The organism is Entomomonas asaccharolytica (genome assembly GCF_016653615.1).
GTDB lineage: Bacteria > Pseudomonadota > Gammaproteobacteria > Pseudomonadales > Pseudomonadaceae > Entomomonas > Entomomonas asaccharolytica.
In genome coordinates, this window is record NZ_CP067393.1 from 3,121,302 (window position 1) to 3,141,882 (window position 20,581).

The window sequence follows — 20,581 nt, forward strand, 5'->3', positions numbered from 1 at the left end:
AAATGTCTGACTATATTTTACGGCGTTTACTGCTCATTATTCCTACCTTATTTGGTATTTTGTTACTTAACTTCGTTATTATTCAAGCAGCGCCTGGCGGCCCTGTAGAACAAACCATTGCACGCCTTGAAGGTTTAGATGCAGCAACAGGTGGCGCCACTGGTCGTATTACAGGAGGTGGCGGTGAGGTTTCAGTCAGTACAGGTTATCGCGGGGCACAAGGGCTAGATCCTGATCTCATTAAAGAAATTGAGAAAATGTATGGTTTCGATAAACCAGCAGGTGAACGCTTTTGGATAATGGTAAAGAATTATGCCACCTTTGATTTAGGTAAAAGCTTTTATAGAGATACAAATGTGACTGACTTAATCCTAGAAAAAATGCCTGTTTCTATTTCTCTAGGGTTATGGAGTACCTTATTAATGTACTTAATCTCTATCCCCTTAGGTATCACCAAAGCCATACGCCATAATAGCAAATTTGATATTTGGACAAGCACTGTGGTTATTATTGGTTATGCTATTCCTGCCTTTTTATTTGCTATCTTATTGATTATTTTATTCGCTGGCGGTAGTTATTTTGACTGGTTCCCACTGCGTGGCTTGGTATCTAATAATTTTGACTCATTATCTTTATGGGGAAAAATTACTGATTACTTTTGGCATTTAGCATTACCCATTACTGCCTTAGTGATAGGCAATTTTGCTACCCTAACCTTTTTAACTAAAAATAGTTTCTTAGATGAAATCAGCAAACAATATGTTATTACTGCACGCGCTAAAGGGTTAACTGAACGACAAGTTTTATATGGACATGTATTTAGAAATGCGATGTTAATTGTTATCGCTGGTTTCCCTGCTGCGTTTATGGCTATGTTTTTTACAGGTTCATTATTAATTGAAGTTATTTTTTCATTAGATGGCTTGGGTTTGCTGAGTTTTGAATCAGCTATAAGTCGTGATTACCCTGTAGTATTTGGTACCTTATTTATTTTTACGTTGTTAGGGCTAATCATGAAGTTAATTGGCGATCTTTGTTATTGCCTAGTTGATCCACGTATCGATTTTGCTAATAGGGAAAATTGATATGGGATTTATGACTCGACTATCACCACTTAATAAGCGACGCTTCGCTCAATTTAAAGCCAATAAACGTGGTTGGTTTGCATTATGGATATTTATTACACTATTTGTACTTAGTCTAGGTGCAGAAATTATTGCTAATGATAAGCCGCTGATTTTTCGTTTTGATGGTAATTGGTATTTCCCTGCGTTTGTACGTTATAACGAAGAAGTCTTTGGTGGTGAAATGCCATTGCCCCTTGAGGCAAATTACAAAGGGCCATATATTCAAGAATTAATTAAACAAAAAGGTGGCTGGATGGTTTGGGCACCTATTCGTTTTAGTTATCAAAGTATCGATTATGATATGAAAGTACCTGCACCTGCTCCACCCTTTTGGAGTTATAAAACAGAGTATTTTAATGGCTGCACAAAAGCTCCTTATCCTGCATTCGATAGCGCTAGCAAACTACCTGATATAGAACAATTAGCTAAAACAGCCTCACTACCTGCTGCAACCTATAAATTATATTGTGTTGATATGCAAGGTAAACCACCACCCGTAAAATCATGGCATTGGCTTGGAACTGACGATCAAGGGCGAGATGTGTTAGCTCGAATTATCTATGGTTTTCGTATTTCCATATTATTCGCCTTAACACTTACTATTATTAGCTCAATTATAGGTGTCATTGCAGGGGCTATTCAAGGTTTCTATGGTGGTTGGATCGATTTAGTCGGTCAGCGCTTTATGGAGATTTGGTCAGGGCTACCCATGCTTTACCTGTTGATTATTCTAGCAAGTTTTGTGCAACCTAATTTTTGGTGGTTATTAGGCATTATGTTGTTATTCTCATGGATGGCATTGGTTGATGTGGTACGTGCTGAATTCTTACGCGGTCGTAACCTTGAATATGTCAGGGCTGCACGCGCCTTAGGCATGCGTAATAGCAGCATTATGTTTAAACATATTCTACCCAATGCAATGATTTCTACCATGACCTTTTTACCCTTTATTTTAACAGGCGCTATTGGCACGCTTACTTCTTTAGATTTCTTAGGCTTCGGTTTACCTGCTGGTGCACCATCACTAGGTGAGTTAGTAAGGCAAGGTAAAGAAAATTTACAAGCACCTTGGCTCGGTATCAGTGCCTTCTCTGTATTAGCCATAATGTTGTCATTACTGGTATTTATTGGTGAGGCAGCCCGTGATGCATTTGACCCAAGGAGATAATCATCATGGCTGATAACCTAATCGAAATTCGTAATTTATCGGTAGAGTTCACATCTGACAATGCTGTACGTCGAGTTGTTGAAGATATTAGCTTCGGTATTAAAAAAGGCCAAACAACGGCCTTAGTTGGGGAAAGTGGCTCTGGCAAGTCAGTGACTGCCCACTCTATTTTACGGCTTTTACCCTATCCTGCAGCTAGCAACCCAACAGGTAGCATCACTTATGATGGCGAAGACTTATTAAAATTACCACTTAGAAAAATGAGAGCTATTCGCGGTGACAGAATAGCCATGGTTTTTCAAGAGCCTATGACCTCATTAAATCCTCTGCATAAAATTAGCAAACAAATTGGTGAAGTTTTAGCACTGCATATGGGGATGCGAGGAAAAAAAGCAGAAGCACGGATTATTGAATTACTCACCTTAGTAGGTATTGAAAAACCTGAAACCAAACTTAATGCTTTTCCCCACCAACTATCTGGAGGACAGAGGCAACGGGTTATGATAGCAATGGCACTTGCCTGTGAACCTGCACTACTAATTGCTGATGAACCAACGACTGCACTTGATGTTACCGTTCAACTAAAAATTTTAGATCTACTAAAAGATCTACAAAAACGTATGGGAATGTCACTGCTTATTATCAGCCATGACTTGAATATCGTAAGACGCATAGCTCACCATGTATGTGTAATGAAAGAAGGTAAAATAGTTGAACAAGGAGACTGTGAGCAACTATTTAAAAATCCACAACACCCTTATACACGAGAACTTATAGCAGCAGAACCGACAGGTTACCCTTCGTCTAAAAAGTTAGGTGCTGAATTATTAAGGGTTGATGATTTAAAAGTCTGGTTTCCTTTACCAAAAAGATTATTAAGTCGCCAGCAAGAATATTTTCGAGCAGTTGATGGTATAGATATTACCCTACGGCAAGGTGAAACATTAGGTATAGTGGGGGAAAGTGGCTCAGGTAAATCAACACTTGGTTTAGCTGTATTAAAACTGCTAAAAAGTCAGGGCAAAATTAATTTCCAAGGACTTGAAATTGATCAATACAACCAAAAACAAATGCGCCCTATTCGTCGCCAAATGCAAGTGGTATTTCAAGACCCCTTTGGTAGCCTTAGCCCCCGAATGTCAGTGGGACAAATAATTGGAGAAGGCTTAAAAATTCACAACATAGGTTCGCGAGACGAGCAAGAAACTGCTATTATTAGAGCATTAAATGAAGTAGGTTTGGATGAAGATTGTATTAATCGTTATCCCCATGAGTTCTCTGGCGGACAAAGGCAACGTATTGCTATTGCGCGCGCCTTAGTACTTAAACCATCGCTCATTTTATTAGATGAACCTACCTCAGCGTTAGATCGTACTGTACAAAAGCAAGTTGTAGAACTTCTTAAATCACTTCAAGAGAAGTATAATCTTGCTTATTTATTTATTAGCCATGACTTAGCTGTAGTCAAGGCACTCAGTCATCAACTGATGGTAATTAAATCAGGGCATGTGGTAGAGAAAGGGCCTGCCGAGCAACTCTTTTCCTCTCCTCAACATCCCTATACTAAGCAATTATTGGAAGCTGCATTTTTGGCTCCCATTAATGACAATGAAACAGTTCCAAAAGAGGAATAAACTATGGGTTTTTTAACAGGTAAGCGTGCGTTAATTGTTGGTGTTGCAAGTAAATTATCAATCGCTTCTGGTATTGCTGCTGCTATGCATCGTGAAGGTGCAGAACTAGCCTTCACTTATCAAAATGATAAATTGAAAGGTCGTGTAGAAGAATTTGCTGAAGGCTGGGGTTCGAGCAAAGATTTGTGCTTTCCATGTGATGTAGCTAGTGATGAACAGATTGAACAAGTATTTGTTGATCTTGGTAAAAAATGGGATGGTATTGATATTATTGTGCATGCAGTAGGTTTTGCACCAGGCGACCAATTAGATGGCGACTTCACCGCAGTGACTAACCGTGAAGGTTTCAAAATTGCTCATGATATTAGCTCATACAGCTTTGTTGCTCTAGCGAAAGCTGGCCGTAAAATGCTAGAAGGCCGTAACGGTTCATTATTAACTCTTTCTTATCTTGGCGCTGAGCGCACTATGCCTAACTACAATGTTATGGGTATGGCAAAAGCTAGCCTTGAAGCTGGTGTACGTTACCTAGCAGGTAGCCTTGGCCCAGAAGGTATACGTGTTAATGCTATTTCTGCTGGTCCTATCCGTACTTTGGCTGCTTCTGGTATTAAAAGCTTCCGTAAAATGTTAGCGGCTAATGAACGCCAAACGCCTCTTCGTCGTAATGTAACTATTGATGAAGTAGGTAATGCTGCTGCTTTCTTATGTTCAGATTTAGCTTCTGGTATTTCTGGTGAAATCCTTTATGTAGATGGTGGTTTCAACACAACTGCTATGGGTACCTTAGAAGACTAATTCTACTCACCATCCAGCTTCTGCTGGATGGTATTACCTTATTTCAATTAACAGTACAGCTTTTGCTATATCATTTTAGACAAAGCGAATGACGAAGACATTACCACCTAGTCCACAAAGTCATTCAATGATGTATAAAAGTGTAGCGCAATAGTGATAGCTAGGGAAATACCTAAAGATGCCGTTATACCAACAGCCTTTTTTTGTTAGCTCCCTGCTAATAGTACTAGTCAGCCTAAATGCCAATGCCCTTCCTTTTAGTATTGGTCCTGTAGAAGGACAATTTGAAACTGAATTCTCTATCAAAAATAGCTGGGCAACTGCCAAAGCAGACCATAATCTTATAGGTCGTAACAATGGTGGTAGGGGTTTAGCTACAACCAATGACAATAATAGATTAAATTTTAAAAAAGGCGATAGCTTTTCCCGATTATTTAAGGGCAAACACAGTATGCACCTTAAATATGACAACTATGGCTTGCTTATTAGTGGTCAATACTGGTATGACTTTGTAGAAAAAAACCAACGGCAACCTTTTGCCAATATTAGTGATCGTGGTCGCTATATTAGTTCACGGTCTTCAGGGGCAGAATTACAACAAGCTTTTGTGTACCACCACTACCAACTAGCTGATAAACAAGGCACCGTTCGTTTAGGTCGACAATTACTTAATTGGGGAGAGGAACGTTTTATTACAGGTGGTATTAATGTAATCAATCCTATTGATAACCGAGAAGGCTGGCGTTCAGATATGAATACTCGTGCTGAACGCACACCTGTGAATTTACTGTCTTTTTCCCAACAGCTCACTCAAAACCTTTCTACTGAATTTTTTTATCAACTGGATTGGCGCCCTGCTGTTTCTGAAAATTGTAATTCTTTTTTCGCCACTAACGACTATACAACCCATGGCTGTACAGATAACTTACGCGTATTACGTTCCACCAATCAATTATCTAGTGCTGATTTGGCTGCTCTTACAGGTGTTAATATAAATAATGAAGGCGTTTTATTACGACGTGAAAAAGATAAACGAGCTAAAACTTCTGGACAATTTGGTATAGCCGTCAATTATTATGCTGAACCAATTGCTACAGATTTAGGTTTCTATTTTATTAATTATCATAGCCGTACAGGCTTTATCAATGGTCGTTCAGCCAATCAAACGGCAATTAACCAAGCAACAAGTTTAGGCCAACTTGCTCCAGAATGGTTAGCAGGCCATTCGAGTTACTTTATTGACTATCCTGAAAATATTCATCTATATGGGATTAGTTTTACTAAAGATATTAGTGCCGATTTAATATGGCGCGGTGAATTTAGTTATCGACCCAATAAGCCCATTCAAATTAGTCCTATTGAACTATTTAAAAATACCCTTGGTGAAACCAATACTTTAACAGCCAATCAAAAAATTAGAGGCTATGATCGTAAACGGGTGAGTCAATTACAAACCAGCTTAACTAAAACAGCTAATGAAGTAATGGGAGCCAAAACCTTTTACTTAACTTCTGCGCTAGGCATGACTTATATTGCTGGTCTCAGTCAGCAAACTTTGTATGGCCGTGATGCCGTATTTGGTAGTGGCTATGATTGCACAATTAGCACACGCTATTGTGAAAAAGATGGCTTCACTACTCGTTTTGCTTGGGGTTATCGAATCCAAGGCGAATGGCAATACCAAGATATTTTGTTACCCCGTTTAACGCTAAAACCTAGTATAAGTTGGTTGCACGATGTACAAGGTTATTCACCAAGCAATGAGGCTACTTTTGTAGAAGCACGTAAAGCGATTAGTTTAGGTGTAACGGCAGAATATCTAAAAACTTACTATGTCACTTTAAACTACACCAATTTCTTTGGTGGTCGCTATAACACTTGGTCAGATAGAGATTTCGCCAGTCTAGAAATAGGTTTAAAATTCTAAATAAAACTTTTCTACTAAAGTATTCTCTAAGCCTCTATTACTCTTTATAAAAAACACTAAAATATCACTTTTAACTATCATAGAGAATCAATCATGCCCGTTTGGTTAATTACTGCATTAATGCTTACCGTATCTAATTTATTTATGACTTTTGCATGGTATGGCCATTTACGCAGCATGCAAAGTAAACCATGGATTATTGCGGCTTTAGTAAGTTGGGTAATTGCGTTAGGAGAATACTTAATTCAAGTACCTGCTAATCGAATTGGTTATACCCAACTTTCTTTAGGGCAATTAAAAATTATGCAAGAAGTGATTACCCTTGCAGTATTCGTACCCTTTAGCATTTATGTGATGAACCAACCCCTAAAACTCGATTACCTATGGGCTGGAATCTGTATGATGGGTGCAGTGTTTTTTATCTTTCGCAGCTAATAACTGTATTACAATAATATAAACTAGAGCAAAATATCATTGATTAAGTTTACTGCTATAATTAATCAATTAATGTCAAAGGTAATACAATGCAATTAGGATTAGATTTTAATTTAGTGGAAGATTTAATAGCAGGTGTTGATGAAGTGGGCAGAGGCCCTTTATGCGGCCCAGTAGTGACAGCAGCCGTTATTCTTGACCCCAGTAAACCTATTGCTGGCTTAAATGACTCTAAAAAACTGTCTGAAAAAAAACGTGAATCTCTATTTGAAGAAATTAAACAAAAGGCATTAGCATGGTCTATTGCGCGCGCAGAAGTTGCAGAAGTAGATGAACTAAATATTTTACATGCTACTATGTTAGCCATGAAACGTGCAGTAGAAGGTTTAAAAATAACGCCGAAACTGGCTTTAATTGATGGCAATAGATGCCCCCAATTAAATATACCCTGCTCTGCAGTGATTAAAGGGGATGCAACCGTTCCTGCCATTGCTGCTGCTTCCATTCTCGCCAAAGTAAGCCGTGACAGAGAAATGGTAGAACTGGACAAACAATATCCAGGCTACGGTATAGCAGGCCATAAAGGCTATCCAACAGCTACTCATTTAGCTGCGCTACAGCAACTAGGCCCAACTATTATTCATCGCTACTCATTTGCACCAGTACGAATGGCTGCTGAATTAATTAAAGAAAGAACTTCCTTATGATAGACCCTCGTTTTGCAGGTATTGCACGCTTATATGGTGAGCAGGGGTTAGCTCGCCTGCAAAAGGCACATATCGCTGTTGTGGGTATCGGTGGTGTAGGCTCTTGGGCAGCAGAAGCACTAGCTAGAACTGGAGTTGGTGAACTGACTTTAATTGACTTGGATGATATTTGTATCTCCAATACTAATCGTCAATTACATACACTACAAATGGATGTCGGCAAAACCAAAGTAGAGATAATGGCGGAACGTATTCAACAAATTAATCCAATTTGCAAAGTACATCCCGTTATCGATTTTGTTACTCGCGATACCATGGCAGAGATAATTCATAATGATTTAGATGGTGTTATTGATTGTATAGATAGTGTAACCTCTAAAGCTGCCTTAATTGCTTGGTGTAAACGTCGCAAAATCCAAATTATTACAACAGGTGGCGCAGGCGGACAAATAGACCCAACTCAAATCCAGATTACTGATTTAAATAAAACTTATAATGATCCTCTAGCAGCAAAAGTTCGTTCTTTATTACGTCGAGATTACGGTTTTTCTAAAACGGCTGGCCGTCATTACAGTGTGCCTTGCGTGTTTTCTACAGAGCAATTACGTTACCCACAAGCAGATGGTACTGTTTGCCAAGCTAAGGGATTTACTGGTGATGGGACTCGTTTAGATTGTTCAGGTGGTTTTGGTGCAGTCACCATGGTTACCGCTAGTTTTGGCATGGCCGCAGCTGCAAAAATGGTAGAAAAAATAGTGAATGGTTCCCGTCGTCCTAGTGAACGACAATCACTTAAGAGTTAATTAAGTTAAGTGTTGCTGTAGCAGCTTTTTCAGAAGCATTTTGCCGCAAAGTTAAATGAATAGCTTTGAAATTATCTGTTTGCTCTTTAGTTTTGCCATCTAGTAACGGTTGTAATTCAGCAAACAACTTATCAGGTTCCGCTTGTTCTTGAATCATCTCTGGTACTAATAATCTTCCAGCTAAGATATTAGGCAAAGAAACATAAGGTGTTTTTACCAAACGTTTTGCAATCCAATAGGTGAGAGAAGCCAATTTATAAGCTACTACCATTGGTCGCTCATAAAGTAATGCTTCTAAGGTAGCTGTACCAGAAGCAATTAATACTACATCACAAGCAGCTAAAGCCTCATGAGACTGTCCATCCAGTAAAGTAATAGGCAGTTGATAATAGACCAATAATTGCTCAATCTGTTCTTTACGCTGTTGATTGGCACAAGGTATAACAAATTTTACAGTGGGATAATGCTTGAAAATAATATCTGCTGTTTTAAGAAATACAGGTGCTAACCGACTAACTTCCCCACCTCGGCTACCTGGCATTAATGCAACCACTTTATTATCTTGAGCTATACCCAATTTTGTTTTAGCAGCCGCTCTATCAACTTCTAAGGGGATTGTATTTGCTAATGGATGACCTACAAAACAAACAGGCACATCATATTTCTCATAAAACTTAGCTTCAAAAGGAAATAATGTTAATACCAAGTCACAGGCTTTTTTTATTTTAAAAACACGTTTTTGCTTCCATGCCCATACAGAGGGACTCACATAGTGAATGGTTTTAATGCCTGCTTCCCGTAGTTTTAGTTCAATACCTAGATTAAAATCAGGGGCATCAATACCTATAAACACATCCGGTTTAGCCGCGATAATGTCTTTAATTAATTTAGCACGACGTTTGATAAGTTCAGGCAAACGGCCTAAAACTTCTACCAAACCCATAATAGAAAGACGCTCCATAGGGAACATAGAAACCAGTCCTTCAGCTTCCATTTTAGGGCCACCAACACCAATAAATTGTATATTGGGATGCTGTTGTTTAAGGGAGGCCATTAAGCCAGCGCCTAAAATATCACCTGAAGCCTCTCCTGCTACTAGCGCTATACAAAGAGGCTGGGTATTAGCGTGTAATTCCACGCTTGGAATTGATGATTGAGTCACGGAATAAAGCGACCTCGGTATATTGATTCGCTAAATCAGCTAATTCATTAATAGCTTGTTCTGTTGTTAATCCTTTACGATAAACAATTTTATATGCTGTTCGTAAAGCATGAATAACATCATCAGCAAAGCCTTTGCGATGCAACCCTTCAAAATTCATGCTTCGTGCTTCAGCAGGGTTACCTAATACTAAAACAAAAGCAGGTACATCTTTACTAATAAAAGAAGCTGCCCCTAAGAAGCTATAAGCTCCAATATGGCAATTTTGATGCACTAAAGCATAACCACCTAATATTGCCCAGTCACCCACATGGCAATGACCTGCAACACCAGAATTATTCACCATAATCACATGGTTACCAATCACTGAGTCATGCCCAATATGGACATAAGCCATAATTAAATTATGATTACCAATAGTGGTTTCACTGCGATCTTGAATCGTTCCGCGGTGAATAGTTACCCCTTCACGAATAATATTATGGTCACCTATCACTAAACGTGTAGGTTCACCTTTATATTTCATATCTGGTGTATCTTCACCTACAGAAGAAAATTGATAAATATGATTATGACACCCTATCTTGGTAGGGCCTTTGATAATAACATGAGATTCTATTACTGTTCCTTCACCGATCTCTACATCTGGACCAACAATAGACCATGGACCAACTTTAACGTTATCCGCTAATTTAGCCTTAGGATCTACAATAGCTCGTGAATCAATCAAAGTCATAATTTGCGTTCCGCACAAATTACCTCAGAAGCAGCCACTTCTTTACCATCAACTAGAGCTTGGCACTCAAACTTCCAAATAGTACGCTTAGCACCTAAAAACTTAGCTCTTAATTCTAATTTATCACCAGGTAATACTGGCTGACGAATTCTTAATTTATCAGTGCCTACAAAGTAATACAAAGTACCATCAGTAGGTTTTTGCCCCATCATTTTAAAGCTTAAAATTCCTGCTGCTTGTGCCATAGCTTCCAATACCAACACACCTGGCATAATAGGATGGTTAGGGAAATGACCTTCAAAAAATGGTTCATTAATTGTGACGTTTTTATAAGCACGGATAGTTTTTACTTCACCATCAATATCTAACTCTTCGACGCGGTCTACCAATAAAAATGGGTAACGTTGCGGTAAATGTTCAAAAATCTCTTTAATATCCATCTTCATCAATGCGGACCTATCTAATATTGTAATTTAACCGAGCAGTATATTATAAAAGCCACTAAATTATGAAGAACTTTTATCGTTTTGCTCTACTTCTGCTAATCTTTTTTCTAGCTGTTGTATCTTGCGCGCCATCTCATCCAAATGACGAAAACGAGCAACACTTTTACGCCATTCGGCAGATGTCTGCATAGAAGTACCTGAAGAATAAGTACCTGGCTCGGAAATAGATCTAGTGACCATCGTCATACCTGTTAATATAACATTGTCACAAATCTCCAAATGACCTGCCATGCCAACACTACCACCAATAATACAACGCTTGCCAATCTTGGTACTACCTGAAATACCAACACAAGCTGCCATTGCAGTATGGTCACCAATTTGTACATTATGACCAATCATAATTTGGTTATCTAACTTAACGTCATTACCAATAATAGTATCTGCCAATGCGCCACGATCAACTGTAGTATTAGCTCCAATTTCGACATCATCACCTAATGTAACGCCGCCAATTTGGGCTATTCTAAACCAATTTCCTTTTTCAATCGCAAAACCAAAGCCTTCACCACCAATCACAGCACCTGATTGTATTACCACTCGTTTACCGATCTTAACGTCATGGTATAAAGTAGCACGAGGAGCAAGCCAGCCATCTTCACCTATTACACAACGAGCACCAATAAAACAATGGGCACTAATCACCGTTCTTGCACCAATAACTACATCTGCTTCAATAACGGCATGAGCGCCAATACTCGCTGTAGGATCAATTTTCACTGAATCAGCAATAACTGCTGTAGGATGAATACCTGCCTGACTAATAGGTTTAGTATCGAAGAGGTAAGAAATTTTGGCATACGTTAGATAAGGGTCATCTAATATAATGGCATTACCAACAAACATATCTGCTTGTTCTGCCTTAAGTAGAACAGCGCCTGCCTTGGTATCTAACAAATATTTCTTATATTGAGCATTCGCTAAAAAACTTAAATCATTTTCTGTGGCTGTTTGTAAACTGGCTAAGCCACTTACTGAGTGGTTTGGATCACCTTTAACAGTTCCATTAAATTTTTCTGCTAATTCCGCAAGCGTATATTTAGGCATAACAATTTGCCTTATTTCATTTTATTTAAACGATCAATCACTTGTTTAGTAATATCATATTGTGGCTTAACATCAACTACAGCACCACTTTCTAACACTAGATCATAGCCGCCAGCTTTCAATGCATCTTCAACTGCTTTATCCAATTTTGGCTTGATAATCTTCAGCATATCTTGATCTGCTTTCATTTTACTGTCATTGAGTTCTTTAGACTGCATTTGGAAATCACGGGCTTTTTGATTAAGTTCAAGCTCTAAACGTTCACGTTCAGCTTGTTTCATCTTTGAGCCATTTTTAATTAAATTATCTTGTAATTTTTTCGCCTGCTCTTCTAATGATTTTAATTTAGTAATACGTGGACCAAATCTTTTCTCAGAATCTACAGCATATTTTTTGGCAACATCAGATTCTAATAATGCCATCTGATAATTTAACACCGCTATTTTCATTTCAGCATAAGCTGGAGCACTAAATGCTAGAAAGGCAACTAACGCTAGCTTAGTAAGTTTATACATAAATTTCGCTCCTAAAAACCTGTAATATTTTGCTTATAACCAATAAATTAAAAAGTTTGTCCCAATGAAAATTGGAAGATTTGAGTATCTGCGTTGTCTGGCTTCTTAACTGGCATTGCCAAACTAAAACTTAATGGACCAAAGGCTGTTACCCAAGTTACGCCAATCCCTACAGAACTAGCTAAATCACCAAAATTTGGATTTTTACAATTCTTAGTAGTTGATAATGGGCAATTATTACTAAACACATTACCTGCATCCCAGAATAAAGCTGTTCTTATAGTTCTTTGATCGTTTACAAAAGGTGTTGGTACTATTAACTCTACACCACCTGTAATAAGTATATTACCACCAAAGGGATCATCATCGTCGTTCCAATCATCGTAATAAGGATTATAGTAACGATAACTTGGTGTACTACGTGGGCCTAGTGAGCCATCTTTAAAGCCACGTACTGAGTTATAACCACCTGCATAATAGTTCTCATAGAAAGGCAGCATATTCGTTGAACCATAACCATCACCATAACCTAAATCAGTATGGAAACGTAAGATATAATTATCAGTAATTGGCTTAAAGTATTGCGCACTATAGTCTATTTTATAGAACGTTAAATCACTACCAGGAATGGCTATTTGTACAGAAGCTGTTTGAGAAGCGCCTCGAGTAGGTAGTAAACCTCTATTTAAGGTAGACTTACCCCAACCTAAATTAAGTTTATAGTTCAGATAATTAGTACCATATTTATCTGTAAAATGATAAACTTCAGCAGCACTAGCATTACCAGGCTTAACTTTATCATTTTGAACCGTCAAGCCATAACTTACGCTGGATGTTTCACTGATAGGATAACCAAAACTAAAACCAGCACCCAAGCTATCTACTGAATAGCTGGTATAATCCACATCTAACTTATCGTAGTCAGTGGTTCTATAAAATACGTTATAACCTAAGCTAACACCATCTACTGTCCAATAAGGATTTAAGTAGCTAAAGTTAATATTGGTTTGATAATCACTACGCGTCATACCAATACCTACTTTATTACCTGTTCCTAAGAAGTTGTCTTGCTTAATAGAACCACCTAATACCAAACCTGAACTTTGCGCAAAACCAACCGATGCTGAAATTGAGCCTGATGGCTGCTCTTCAACGGTATAATTCACATCTACTTGATCATCTGTACCAGGTACTGCTGCTGTTTCTACTTTTACTTCTTTAAAATAACCTAATCGTTCTAAACGGGTTTTAGATTGATCAATCAAATAAGTAGAAGCCCAACCACCTTCCATTTGACGCATTTCACGACGTAATACAACATCTTCTGTTTTAGTATTACCACGGTAGTTAATACGGTTTACATACACACGTTTACCTGGGTCTACAATAAAGGTAATAGATACGGTATGATCTTCAGGATGTGTTTCTGGAATGCCCCTAACATCAGCAAAAGCGTAACCATCATTGCCCAAACGACGACTTAATAACTCTGAAGAAGTCACCATCAACTTGCGAGAGAATACCTGGCCATTTTGTACCAATAACAAAGAACGTAATGTTTCTTCAGGAAGTTTTAAATCACCTTCCATTTTCACTTCACGAATTCGATACTTATCACCTTCTTCAATATTAACAGTGATATAAACACTTTTCTTATCAGGTGTAATAGAGACTTGGGTTGAAGCAATATCCATATTTACATAACCGCGATCCATATAATATGAACGTAGTCTTTCTAAGTCTCCAGATAATTTTTCACGAGAATACTTATCAGCACTGCTGAAAAAGCGATACCATTTCTTAGTTTTTAACTCAAATAGATTAATCAATGTTTCATCAGGAAAAACCGTATTTCCAACCACATTTATATGTGAAATAGAGGCAACAACACCTTCATTAATATTTATTTTTAAACGAACACGATTTCTAGGTTCAGAAATAACTTCTGTTTCAATATCAGCAGAATAACGGCCTTGTGCTACATATTGACGAAGTAACTCATTACGTACTCTTTCTAAAGTAACGCGTTGGAAAATCTCTCCCTCAGCTAAACCAGCTTGACGTAGACCCTTTAACAAGTCCTCGGTTTTAATAGCTTTATTACCTGAAATATCGATACTGGCAACAGAAGGTCTTTCAACAACTGTCACTAATAATACATTACCACTACGACTTAATCTGATGTCTTGAAAGTAACCTGCTCTAAACAAAGCTTTTGATGCATCCGCAAGGCTTGCTTCATCGACTTGGTCACCAATTCTAATTGGCAATGCAGCAAACACACTACCCGCAGAAACCCGCTGTAGGCCATTTATACGAATATCAGAAATAGTAAAGGACTCAGCATGAACCTCCATTGAGATAAAAGCTGCCAACACCAGCGGTAATAACAAATATTTCATGTCGCCCTTTTAATCCTGAATAATACCTGAACAATAAAAATGAACTTTAAACTTCGCATTATAACCAATTTAAATCATTCATAATAGCAAATAACATCACACCTATCATTAAAAAAACGCCTAGCTGTAATGCCGCACCCTGAATTTCCTCTGGTATAGGGCGACCGCGAACCCACTCAATAATATAAAATAATAGATGTCCACCATCTAGCACAGGGATAGGCAATAAATTAAGAATACCTAAACTAACACTGAACAAAGCTAAAAATTTTAAAAAGTAGATAAACCCTGAGTCAAAACTAGAACCTGCTACTTTAACAATACCAATAGGACCACTCAAGTTTTTTACTGACATTTCACCAGTAAACATTTTTTTAATAGATTCTAGGGTTAAAAAGGTAAAAGCCCATGTTTGATCTAACGACTTCACCATTCCCTCAATAACACCATAATTAACATGGCGCACCATTGAATCAGGCCATGCAACCTTACCCATTATTTCTATTCCCATATAGCCAGCATCTGGCATATCAGGCATAGTTGTTAACGATACTTGAGTAGCATAATCCTGCCCATTACGCTCATAACCTATCACTATACGTTGATTGGGAGATTTTTTTATCTGATCAGCTAACATTTGCCAATCAGTTACAGGCTCATTATTAAAGCGTTTAATTAAATCTCCTTTCTGCAAACCTGCCAACTCAGCAGGACCAGCTTTTACAACAGAGGCTAACATAGGTTCAATGACTGGCCGATAAGGCTCTATTCCTATACCTTCTAAAGGATTGGGTCGCTCTAAACCTCGTAACCAGTTATTAATGGCTAATTGATAAGTTTTTTCCTGCAAAGCAGAGTCTTTAACCGTAATACTAATATTGCCAGACTCACCTAAGCGTTTAAAAAGTTGAATATTAACATCTTCCCATGTTGCCGTTGGTTTATTATCAATGGCAACAATTTCTGTCATAGGCGTTAAGCCAGCAGTAGCTGCTATACTTTCAGGCAAAACCTTACCCACCGTAGGAATAGGTACTTTTGCACCAATTAAAGCTAACACCCAAAATAACAGAATGGCTAAAATAAAGTTAGCTAAAGGCCCTGCAACCACTATGGCTATGCGTTGAGCTACAAATTTACGATTAAAAGTATAAGGTAATTTCTCAACAGGGATTTCTTGCTCAGTCTCACGCTCATCTAGCATTTTCACATAGCCACCAAGCGGAATCATAGCAATAACATATTCTGTACCGTGCTTATCACGCCAACGAACTAATGGCTTACCAAAGCCAATGGAAAAACGTATTACCTCTACACCACAGCGACGGGCAACCCAAAAATGACCAAATTCATGGATAGTGACTAATACGCCTAGAGCAATTAAAGCCCCTAATAACATTGACATCTAGTGCAATTTTTCCTATTTTTGTAACTGTTTTATGTATTCACTTGCATAAATACGAGCTTGATAATCTTCTTTACCGATAACTTCTAATGAGTCTGCTGCTACAGAAGACTGCTTATTAAGTACATAGTCTACTACTTGTACAATTTCTGTGAATTTTATCTGCTCTTGTAAAAATGCTGCAACTGCTATTTCATTCGCAGCGTTTAAAATAGCAGGTGCTGTCCCTTGAGCTGTGATTGCTTGTTTAGCTAAACGCAAACAAGGGAAACGTTGCTCATCAGGCTCATAAAAATCTAACTGTGCTATTTTAAATAAATCTAAAGGCGCAACCCCTGATTCAATACGCTCTGGCCATGCTAAGGCTTGTGCAATTGGAGTGCGCATATCGGGGTTACCTAATTCAGCCAACATACTACCATCTAAATAATCCACCATCGAATGAATAACACTCTGTGGATGAATAACTACTTCTACTTGCTCTGGCTGTGCATTAAATAACCAACAGGCTTCTATAAATTCTAAGCCTTTATTCATCATAGTTGCTGAATCAACAGATATTTTTTTACCCATTGACCAATTTGGATGATTACAGGCCTGTGCGGGTGTTACATTTTCTAACTGCTCTACGGGTGTATTACGGAATGGCCCACCTGATGCTGTTAGTAAAATTCGTCTTACGCCAACAGCTGCTAAATCTCCCTTAAAGGAAGGTGGCATACATTGAAAAATGGCATTATGCTCACTATCAATAGGTAACAAGGTTACCTTATGTTCTTGTACAGCCTGCATAAATAACGCACCAGACATCACTAGCGCTTCTTTATTTGCCAATAGTATTTTTTTACCAGCCTTAACACCTGCCAAGGTAGGCAATAATCCCGCTGCCCCCATAATGGCGGCCATAACAGTATCTACTTCTGAATGGCTTGCCACATCACATAGCGCTTGCTGACCACATAATACTTCTGTACGAACTCCCTGTTCAATTAAGTTTTGCTGTAAACTTTTTCTATCTAGTTCATCAGCCACTACAGCAAAAGTTGGTTGAAATTGGATACACAACTTTTCTAATTCATTTATTCTACTGTGAGCCGTTAGCGCAAACGCTTGGTAACGCTCAGGATGTCTAGCAATAACATCTAACGTGCTTTTACCTATAGACCCTGTTGCACCTAAAATGCATACACGTTGCATAATTAAGCACCAAGTACCCAAAGTAATAACACTGCTACAGGAACAGCGGCTGTTAAACTATCTATTCGATCCAATACACCACCGTGTCCAGGTAATAGATTACTGCTATCCTTTAAGCCTGCTTCACGCTTAAACATACTCTCTGTTAAGTCACCCAATACGGAGAAAACAACCAAAATAATTAAACAAACAAGGCTTAATAATAATTTGCCTTGGATAAAATCAGTACTAATGTAAATAAATAATCCAATAATTAAAGCTGCTGCTAAACCACCCCAAAAACCTTGCCAGCTTTTACCAGGGCTAACTTTAGGTGCTAGTTTATCTTTACCCCAAGTTCTACCAGCAAAATAAGCACCAATATCTGCTGCCCAAACAAAAATCATCACACTAAAAATAATCCAATTGCCATACTCGCCAGATTGTTTTAATAGAATAAGTCCTTGCCATGCAGGTACTAAAATCAATAACCCAATTAAATATTTATAGCTATTATTCTTCCAATAATTAGTGGTTTCAGGAAATCCTATCACCAATAACCAAGCAAAACTCCACCAAACAACACCTAACAGTACAATAAATCTTGACCATGAAGGCATATTCCACAACAATACTAGCAGAACAACACAAACAGCAGCATAACCAATACGGCTACCGGATTCTTCTAAGCCAACTAATCTAGCCCACTCCCAAGCACCTAAGGTAACCACAATACCTATAAAAATAGCAAAGGAACCACCTTCTAAGTAAAAGAATCCCCATAGTGCAATGGGAATAAGTACTAAGGCTGTTAATACTCGTTGTTTTAACACGGGTTATACTCCTTGCTCTATCTGCTCACTGGTCTTTCCAAAACGACGTTGTCTAGCAGAATAATCAGCTAATGCAACATGCATTGCTTCATGTTTAAAATCTGGCCATAACACATCTGAAAAATAAAGCTCTGTGTAAGCCAATTGCCATAATAAGAAATTACTAATTCTACGCTCTCCGCCTGTACGAATACAAAGATCAGGAGACGAAAAGGGAGCGGTTACCAGCTTACTTTCAATTAAATCTGTTGTGATTTCATCGATTTGTATTTTATCAGCGAGTACTTGTGAGGCTATATTTTGGGTGGCTTGTAAAATATCCCACTGCCCACCGTAATTAGCAGCTACTTGCAAAATAAGACCTTGATTATTGGCTGTTAACATTTCTGCTTCCTGCATGGCCGCTTGTAATTCCTCACTAAAGGCCGAACGGTCACCAATAATTTTTAGCTGCACATTATGTTGATTAAGTTTTTTGACTTCTTGCTTTAAAGCCCACAAAAACAGCCGCATTAAAGACTGTACTTCAGAAACAGGTCGCTGCCAATTTTCACTGGAAAAAGCAAATAATGTTAATACCTTAACATCGACTTCTGCACAAACCTCAACCACTGCGCGTACCGCAGCCACGCCCGCTTTATGTCCTGCTGCATGGGGTAATAATCGTTTTTTTGCCCAGCGATTATTACCATCCATTATAATAGCTACATGCCTAGGGACAGATGTAGCCTGAGACTGTTTAGGCATTTTCATTAAAACTACATTAAACCGCCATTAAATCTGTTTCTTTTTGCTCTAATGCCTTATCCACATCAGCTACAAATTTATCAGTCAGTTTTTGAATTTCGTCTTGAGCACGACGCTCATCATCTTCACTGATTTCTTTTTCTTTTAATAAATCTTTTAATTGGGTAATTGCGTCACGTCGAATATTACGAATTGCCACCCGTGCATTTTCAGCTTCGCCACGCGCTTGTTTAGTATAACCTTTACGGGTTTCTTCGGTTAAAGGAGGCATAGGAACACGAATCACTGTACCTGCTGAGGCAGGGTTTAAGCCTAAATCAGATGTCATAATGGCTTTTTCTACAGCTTGCGTCATGCTCTTATCAAATACGCTAATCGCTAAAGTACGTGCATCTTCCACATTAATATTAGCTACCTGATTTAATGGTGTATCAGCACCATAATAAGAAACCATCACACTATCTAAAATGCTAGGGTGAGCGCGTCCTGTACGAATCTTAGCAAAAGCATGGCCTAGTGACTCTACTGTTTTTTGCATACGTGTTTGTGTGTCTTTTTTGATCTCATTGATCATGCTTTTTTTCCTCAATCAATGTACCTTCACCGCCGCCAACTACAATATTTAGCAACGCACCAGGTTTATTCATATTAAATACACGAAGTGGCATTTGATGATCCTGACATAAACAAATGGCTGTCAAATCCATCACGCCAAGCTTACGCTCTAATACTTCATCATAGGTTAAATGGTCAAATTTCTTTGCATCAGGGTCTTTAAATGGATCTGCGGTATAAACACCGTCAACCTTAGTAGCCTTTAATACCACATCTGCATCTATTTCAATTGCCCTTAAACAAGCGGCGGAGTCGGTAGTAAAGAAAGGATTACCTGTACCTGCTGAGAAAATAACCACCTCACCAGATTTTAAATGACGCATTGCCTTACGACGATCATAATGATCTGTTACCCCTACCATAGAGATAGCAGACATTACTAATGCTGGTATATTAGAACGTTCTAACGCATCACGCATGGCGAGTGCATTCATCACCGTCGCTAACATACCCATATGGTCACCTGTCACTCGATCCATACCAGCCGCTGATAAAGCAGCCCCACGGAACAAGTTACCACCACCAATCACTAATCCTACTTGAACTCCAATACCTACTAACTGCCCTACTTCAAGTGCCATTCGATCAAGAACTTTTGGATCAATCCCAAAATCTTCAGTCCCCATTAAAGCTTCACCACTAAGCTTTAATAAAATACGTTTATACCGTGGCTGTCTTAATCCCACTTGCTGAGCCATTTTGAATCTCCTGCAGGTAATTTCTAAGCGGCTATATTATTGCGAGTAATCGTTGGGGCGTCATTATTCCCAATTGTTACCTTTTGTTCAAGTTTAATATTGTATTATGGTTTAACAAAAAATAGAAAATAAAAAAGGCT

20 protein-coding genes are annotated in these 20,581 nt (G+C 38.4%); 8 read left to right on the forward strand and 12 right to left on the reverse strand.

Annotated features, from left to right (window positions below):
- The first annotated feature begins 2 nt into the window (after window positions 1-2).
- The 8 genes from JHT90_RS14640 (at window position 3) to tcdA (ending at window position 8,599) form a co-directional block, all read left to right on the forward strand.
- On the forward strand, window positions 3-1,085 hold the full coding sequence (locus JHT90_RS14640) for a microcin C ABC transporter permease YejB (RefSeq protein WP_201092375.1): 1,083 nt from the start codon (window positions 3-5) through the stop codon (window positions 1,083-1,085).
- Window positions 1,086-1,095: 10 nt separating this feature from the next.
- On the forward strand, window positions 1,096-2,295 hold the full coding sequence (locus JHT90_RS15300) for an ABC transporter permease (protein ID WP_236254131.1): 1,200 nt from the start codon (window positions 1,096-1,098) through the stop codon (window positions 2,293-2,295).
- 5 nt (window positions 2,296-2,300) lie between these two features.
- Entirely contained in the window at window positions 2,301-3,929 is a 1,629-nt protein-coding gene (locus tag JHT90_RS14655) for an ABC transporter ATP-binding protein (protein WP_201092376.1), read from the forward strand.
- Between the two features lie 3 nt (window positions 3,930-3,932).
- Window positions 3,933-4,727: an enoyl-ACP reductase FabI gene (fabI, locus tag JHT90_RS14660; RefSeq protein ID WP_201092377.1), complete on the forward strand. Its 795-nt coding sequence runs from the start codon at window positions 3,933-3,935 to the stop codon at window positions 4,725-4,727.
- A 178-nt stretch (window positions 4,728-4,905) separates the two neighbouring features.
- Window positions 4,906-6,654, forward strand: a complete 1,749-nt coding sequence (locus JHT90_RS14665) for a DUF1302 domain-containing protein (RefSeq protein WP_201092378.1) — start codon at window positions 4,906-4,908, stop codon at window positions 6,652-6,654.
- Between the two features lie 93 nt (window positions 6,655-6,747).
- Complete coding sequence (locus tag JHT90_RS14670; RefSeq protein WP_201092379.1) at window positions 6,748-7,089, forward strand: DMT family protein; 342 nt, start codon at window positions 6,748-6,750, stop codon at window positions 7,087-7,089.
- Between the two features lie 89 nt (window positions 7,090-7,178).
- Window positions 7,179-7,796, forward strand: coding sequence for a ribonuclease HII (rnhB, locus tag JHT90_RS14675; RefSeq protein WP_201092380.1), 618 nt, complete (start codon window positions 7,179-7,181; stop codon window positions 7,794-7,796).
- Window positions 7,793-8,599: a tRNA cyclic N6-threonylcarbamoyladenosine(37) synthase TcdA gene (gene tcdA / locus JHT90_RS14680; protein WP_201092381.1), complete on the forward strand. Its 807-nt coding sequence runs from the start codon at window positions 7,793-7,795 to the stop codon at window positions 8,597-8,599. Before rnhB ends, tcdA begins: the two co-directional genes overlap by 4 nt.
- On the opposite strand, the gene lpxB is transcribed toward tcdA, so the two are convergent.
- From lpxB to pyrH, 12 genes are all read right to left on the reverse strand, one after another.
- Complete coding sequence (lpxB, locus tag JHT90_RS14685) at window positions 8,589-9,761, reverse strand: lipid-A-disaccharide synthase (protein WP_236253982.1); 1,173 nt, start codon at window positions 9,759-9,761, stop codon at window positions 8,589-8,591. The genes tcdA and lpxB overlap by 11 nt on opposite strands.
- Window positions 9,721-10,497 (reverse strand): acyl-ACP--UDP-N-acetylglucosamine O-acyltransferase, encoded by a 777-nt coding sequence (lpxA, locus tag JHT90_RS14690; RefSeq protein ID WP_201092382.1) that lies wholly within the window; start codon window positions 10,495-10,497, stop codon window positions 9,721-9,723. The genes lpxB and lpxA overlap by 41 nt, the downstream gene beginning before the upstream one ends.
- Complete coding sequence (gene fabZ, locus JHT90_RS14695) at window positions 10,494-10,937, reverse strand: 3-hydroxyacyl-ACP dehydratase FabZ (protein ID WP_201095933.1); 444 nt, start codon at window positions 10,935-10,937, stop codon at window positions 10,494-10,496. Before fabZ ends, lpxA begins: the two co-directional genes overlap by 4 nt.
- Before the next feature lie 66 nt (window positions 10,938-11,003).
- A complete protein-coding gene (gene lpxD, locus JHT90_RS14700) occupies window positions 11,004-12,050 on the reverse strand; it encodes a UDP-3-O-(3-hydroxymyristoyl)glucosamine N-acyltransferase (protein ID WP_201092383.1) in 1,047 nt (348 codons plus the stop codon).
- An 11-nt stretch (window positions 12,051-12,061) separates the two neighbouring features.
- A complete protein-coding gene (locus tag JHT90_RS14705) occupies window positions 12,062-12,565 on the reverse strand; it encodes an OmpH family outer membrane protein (RefSeq protein ID WP_201092385.1) in 504 nt (167 codons plus the stop codon).
- Between the two features lie 47 nt (window positions 12,566-12,612).
- Entirely contained in the window at window positions 12,613-14,967 is a 2,355-nt protein-coding gene (gene bamA / locus JHT90_RS14710) for an outer membrane protein assembly factor BamA (RefSeq protein WP_201092386.1), read from the reverse strand.
- Between the two features lie 58 nt (window positions 14,968-15,025).
- Window positions 15,026-16,372, reverse strand: coding sequence for an RIP metalloprotease RseP (gene rseP / locus JHT90_RS14715; protein ID WP_201092388.1), 1,347 nt, complete (start codon window positions 16,370-16,372; stop codon window positions 15,026-15,028).
- 15 nt (window positions 16,373-16,387) lie between these two features.
- Window positions 16,388-17,569, reverse strand: coding sequence for a 1-deoxy-D-xylulose-5-phosphate reductoisomerase (gene ispC, locus JHT90_RS14720; RefSeq protein WP_201092389.1), 1,182 nt, complete (start codon window positions 17,567-17,569; stop codon window positions 16,388-16,390).
- Window positions 17,570-17,571: 2 nt separating this feature from the next.
- Window positions 17,572-18,381: a phosphatidate cytidylyltransferase gene (locus tag JHT90_RS14725; RefSeq protein WP_201092390.1), complete on the reverse strand. Its 810-nt coding sequence runs from the start codon at window positions 18,379-18,381 to the stop codon at window positions 17,572-17,574.
- 3 nt (window positions 18,382-18,384) lie between these two features.
- The gene (locus tag JHT90_RS14730; protein WP_201092391.1) at window positions 18,385-19,134 is read right to left on the reverse strand and encodes an isoprenyl transferase; all 750 of its coding nucleotides are present in this window, start codon (window positions 19,132-19,134) and stop codon (window positions 18,385-18,387) included.
- Window positions 19,135-19,144: 10 nt separating this feature from the next.
- Window positions 19,145-19,702, reverse strand: coding sequence for a ribosome recycling factor (gene frr / locus JHT90_RS14735; RefSeq protein WP_201092392.1), 558 nt, complete (start codon window positions 19,700-19,702; stop codon window positions 19,145-19,147).
- A complete protein-coding gene (pyrH, locus tag JHT90_RS14740; RefSeq protein ID WP_201092393.1) occupies window positions 19,692-20,441 on the reverse strand; it encodes a UMP kinase in 750 nt (249 codons plus the stop codon). Before pyrH ends, frr begins: the two co-directional genes overlap by 11 nt.
- Between the last annotated feature and the right edge of the window lie 140 nt (window positions 20,442-20,581).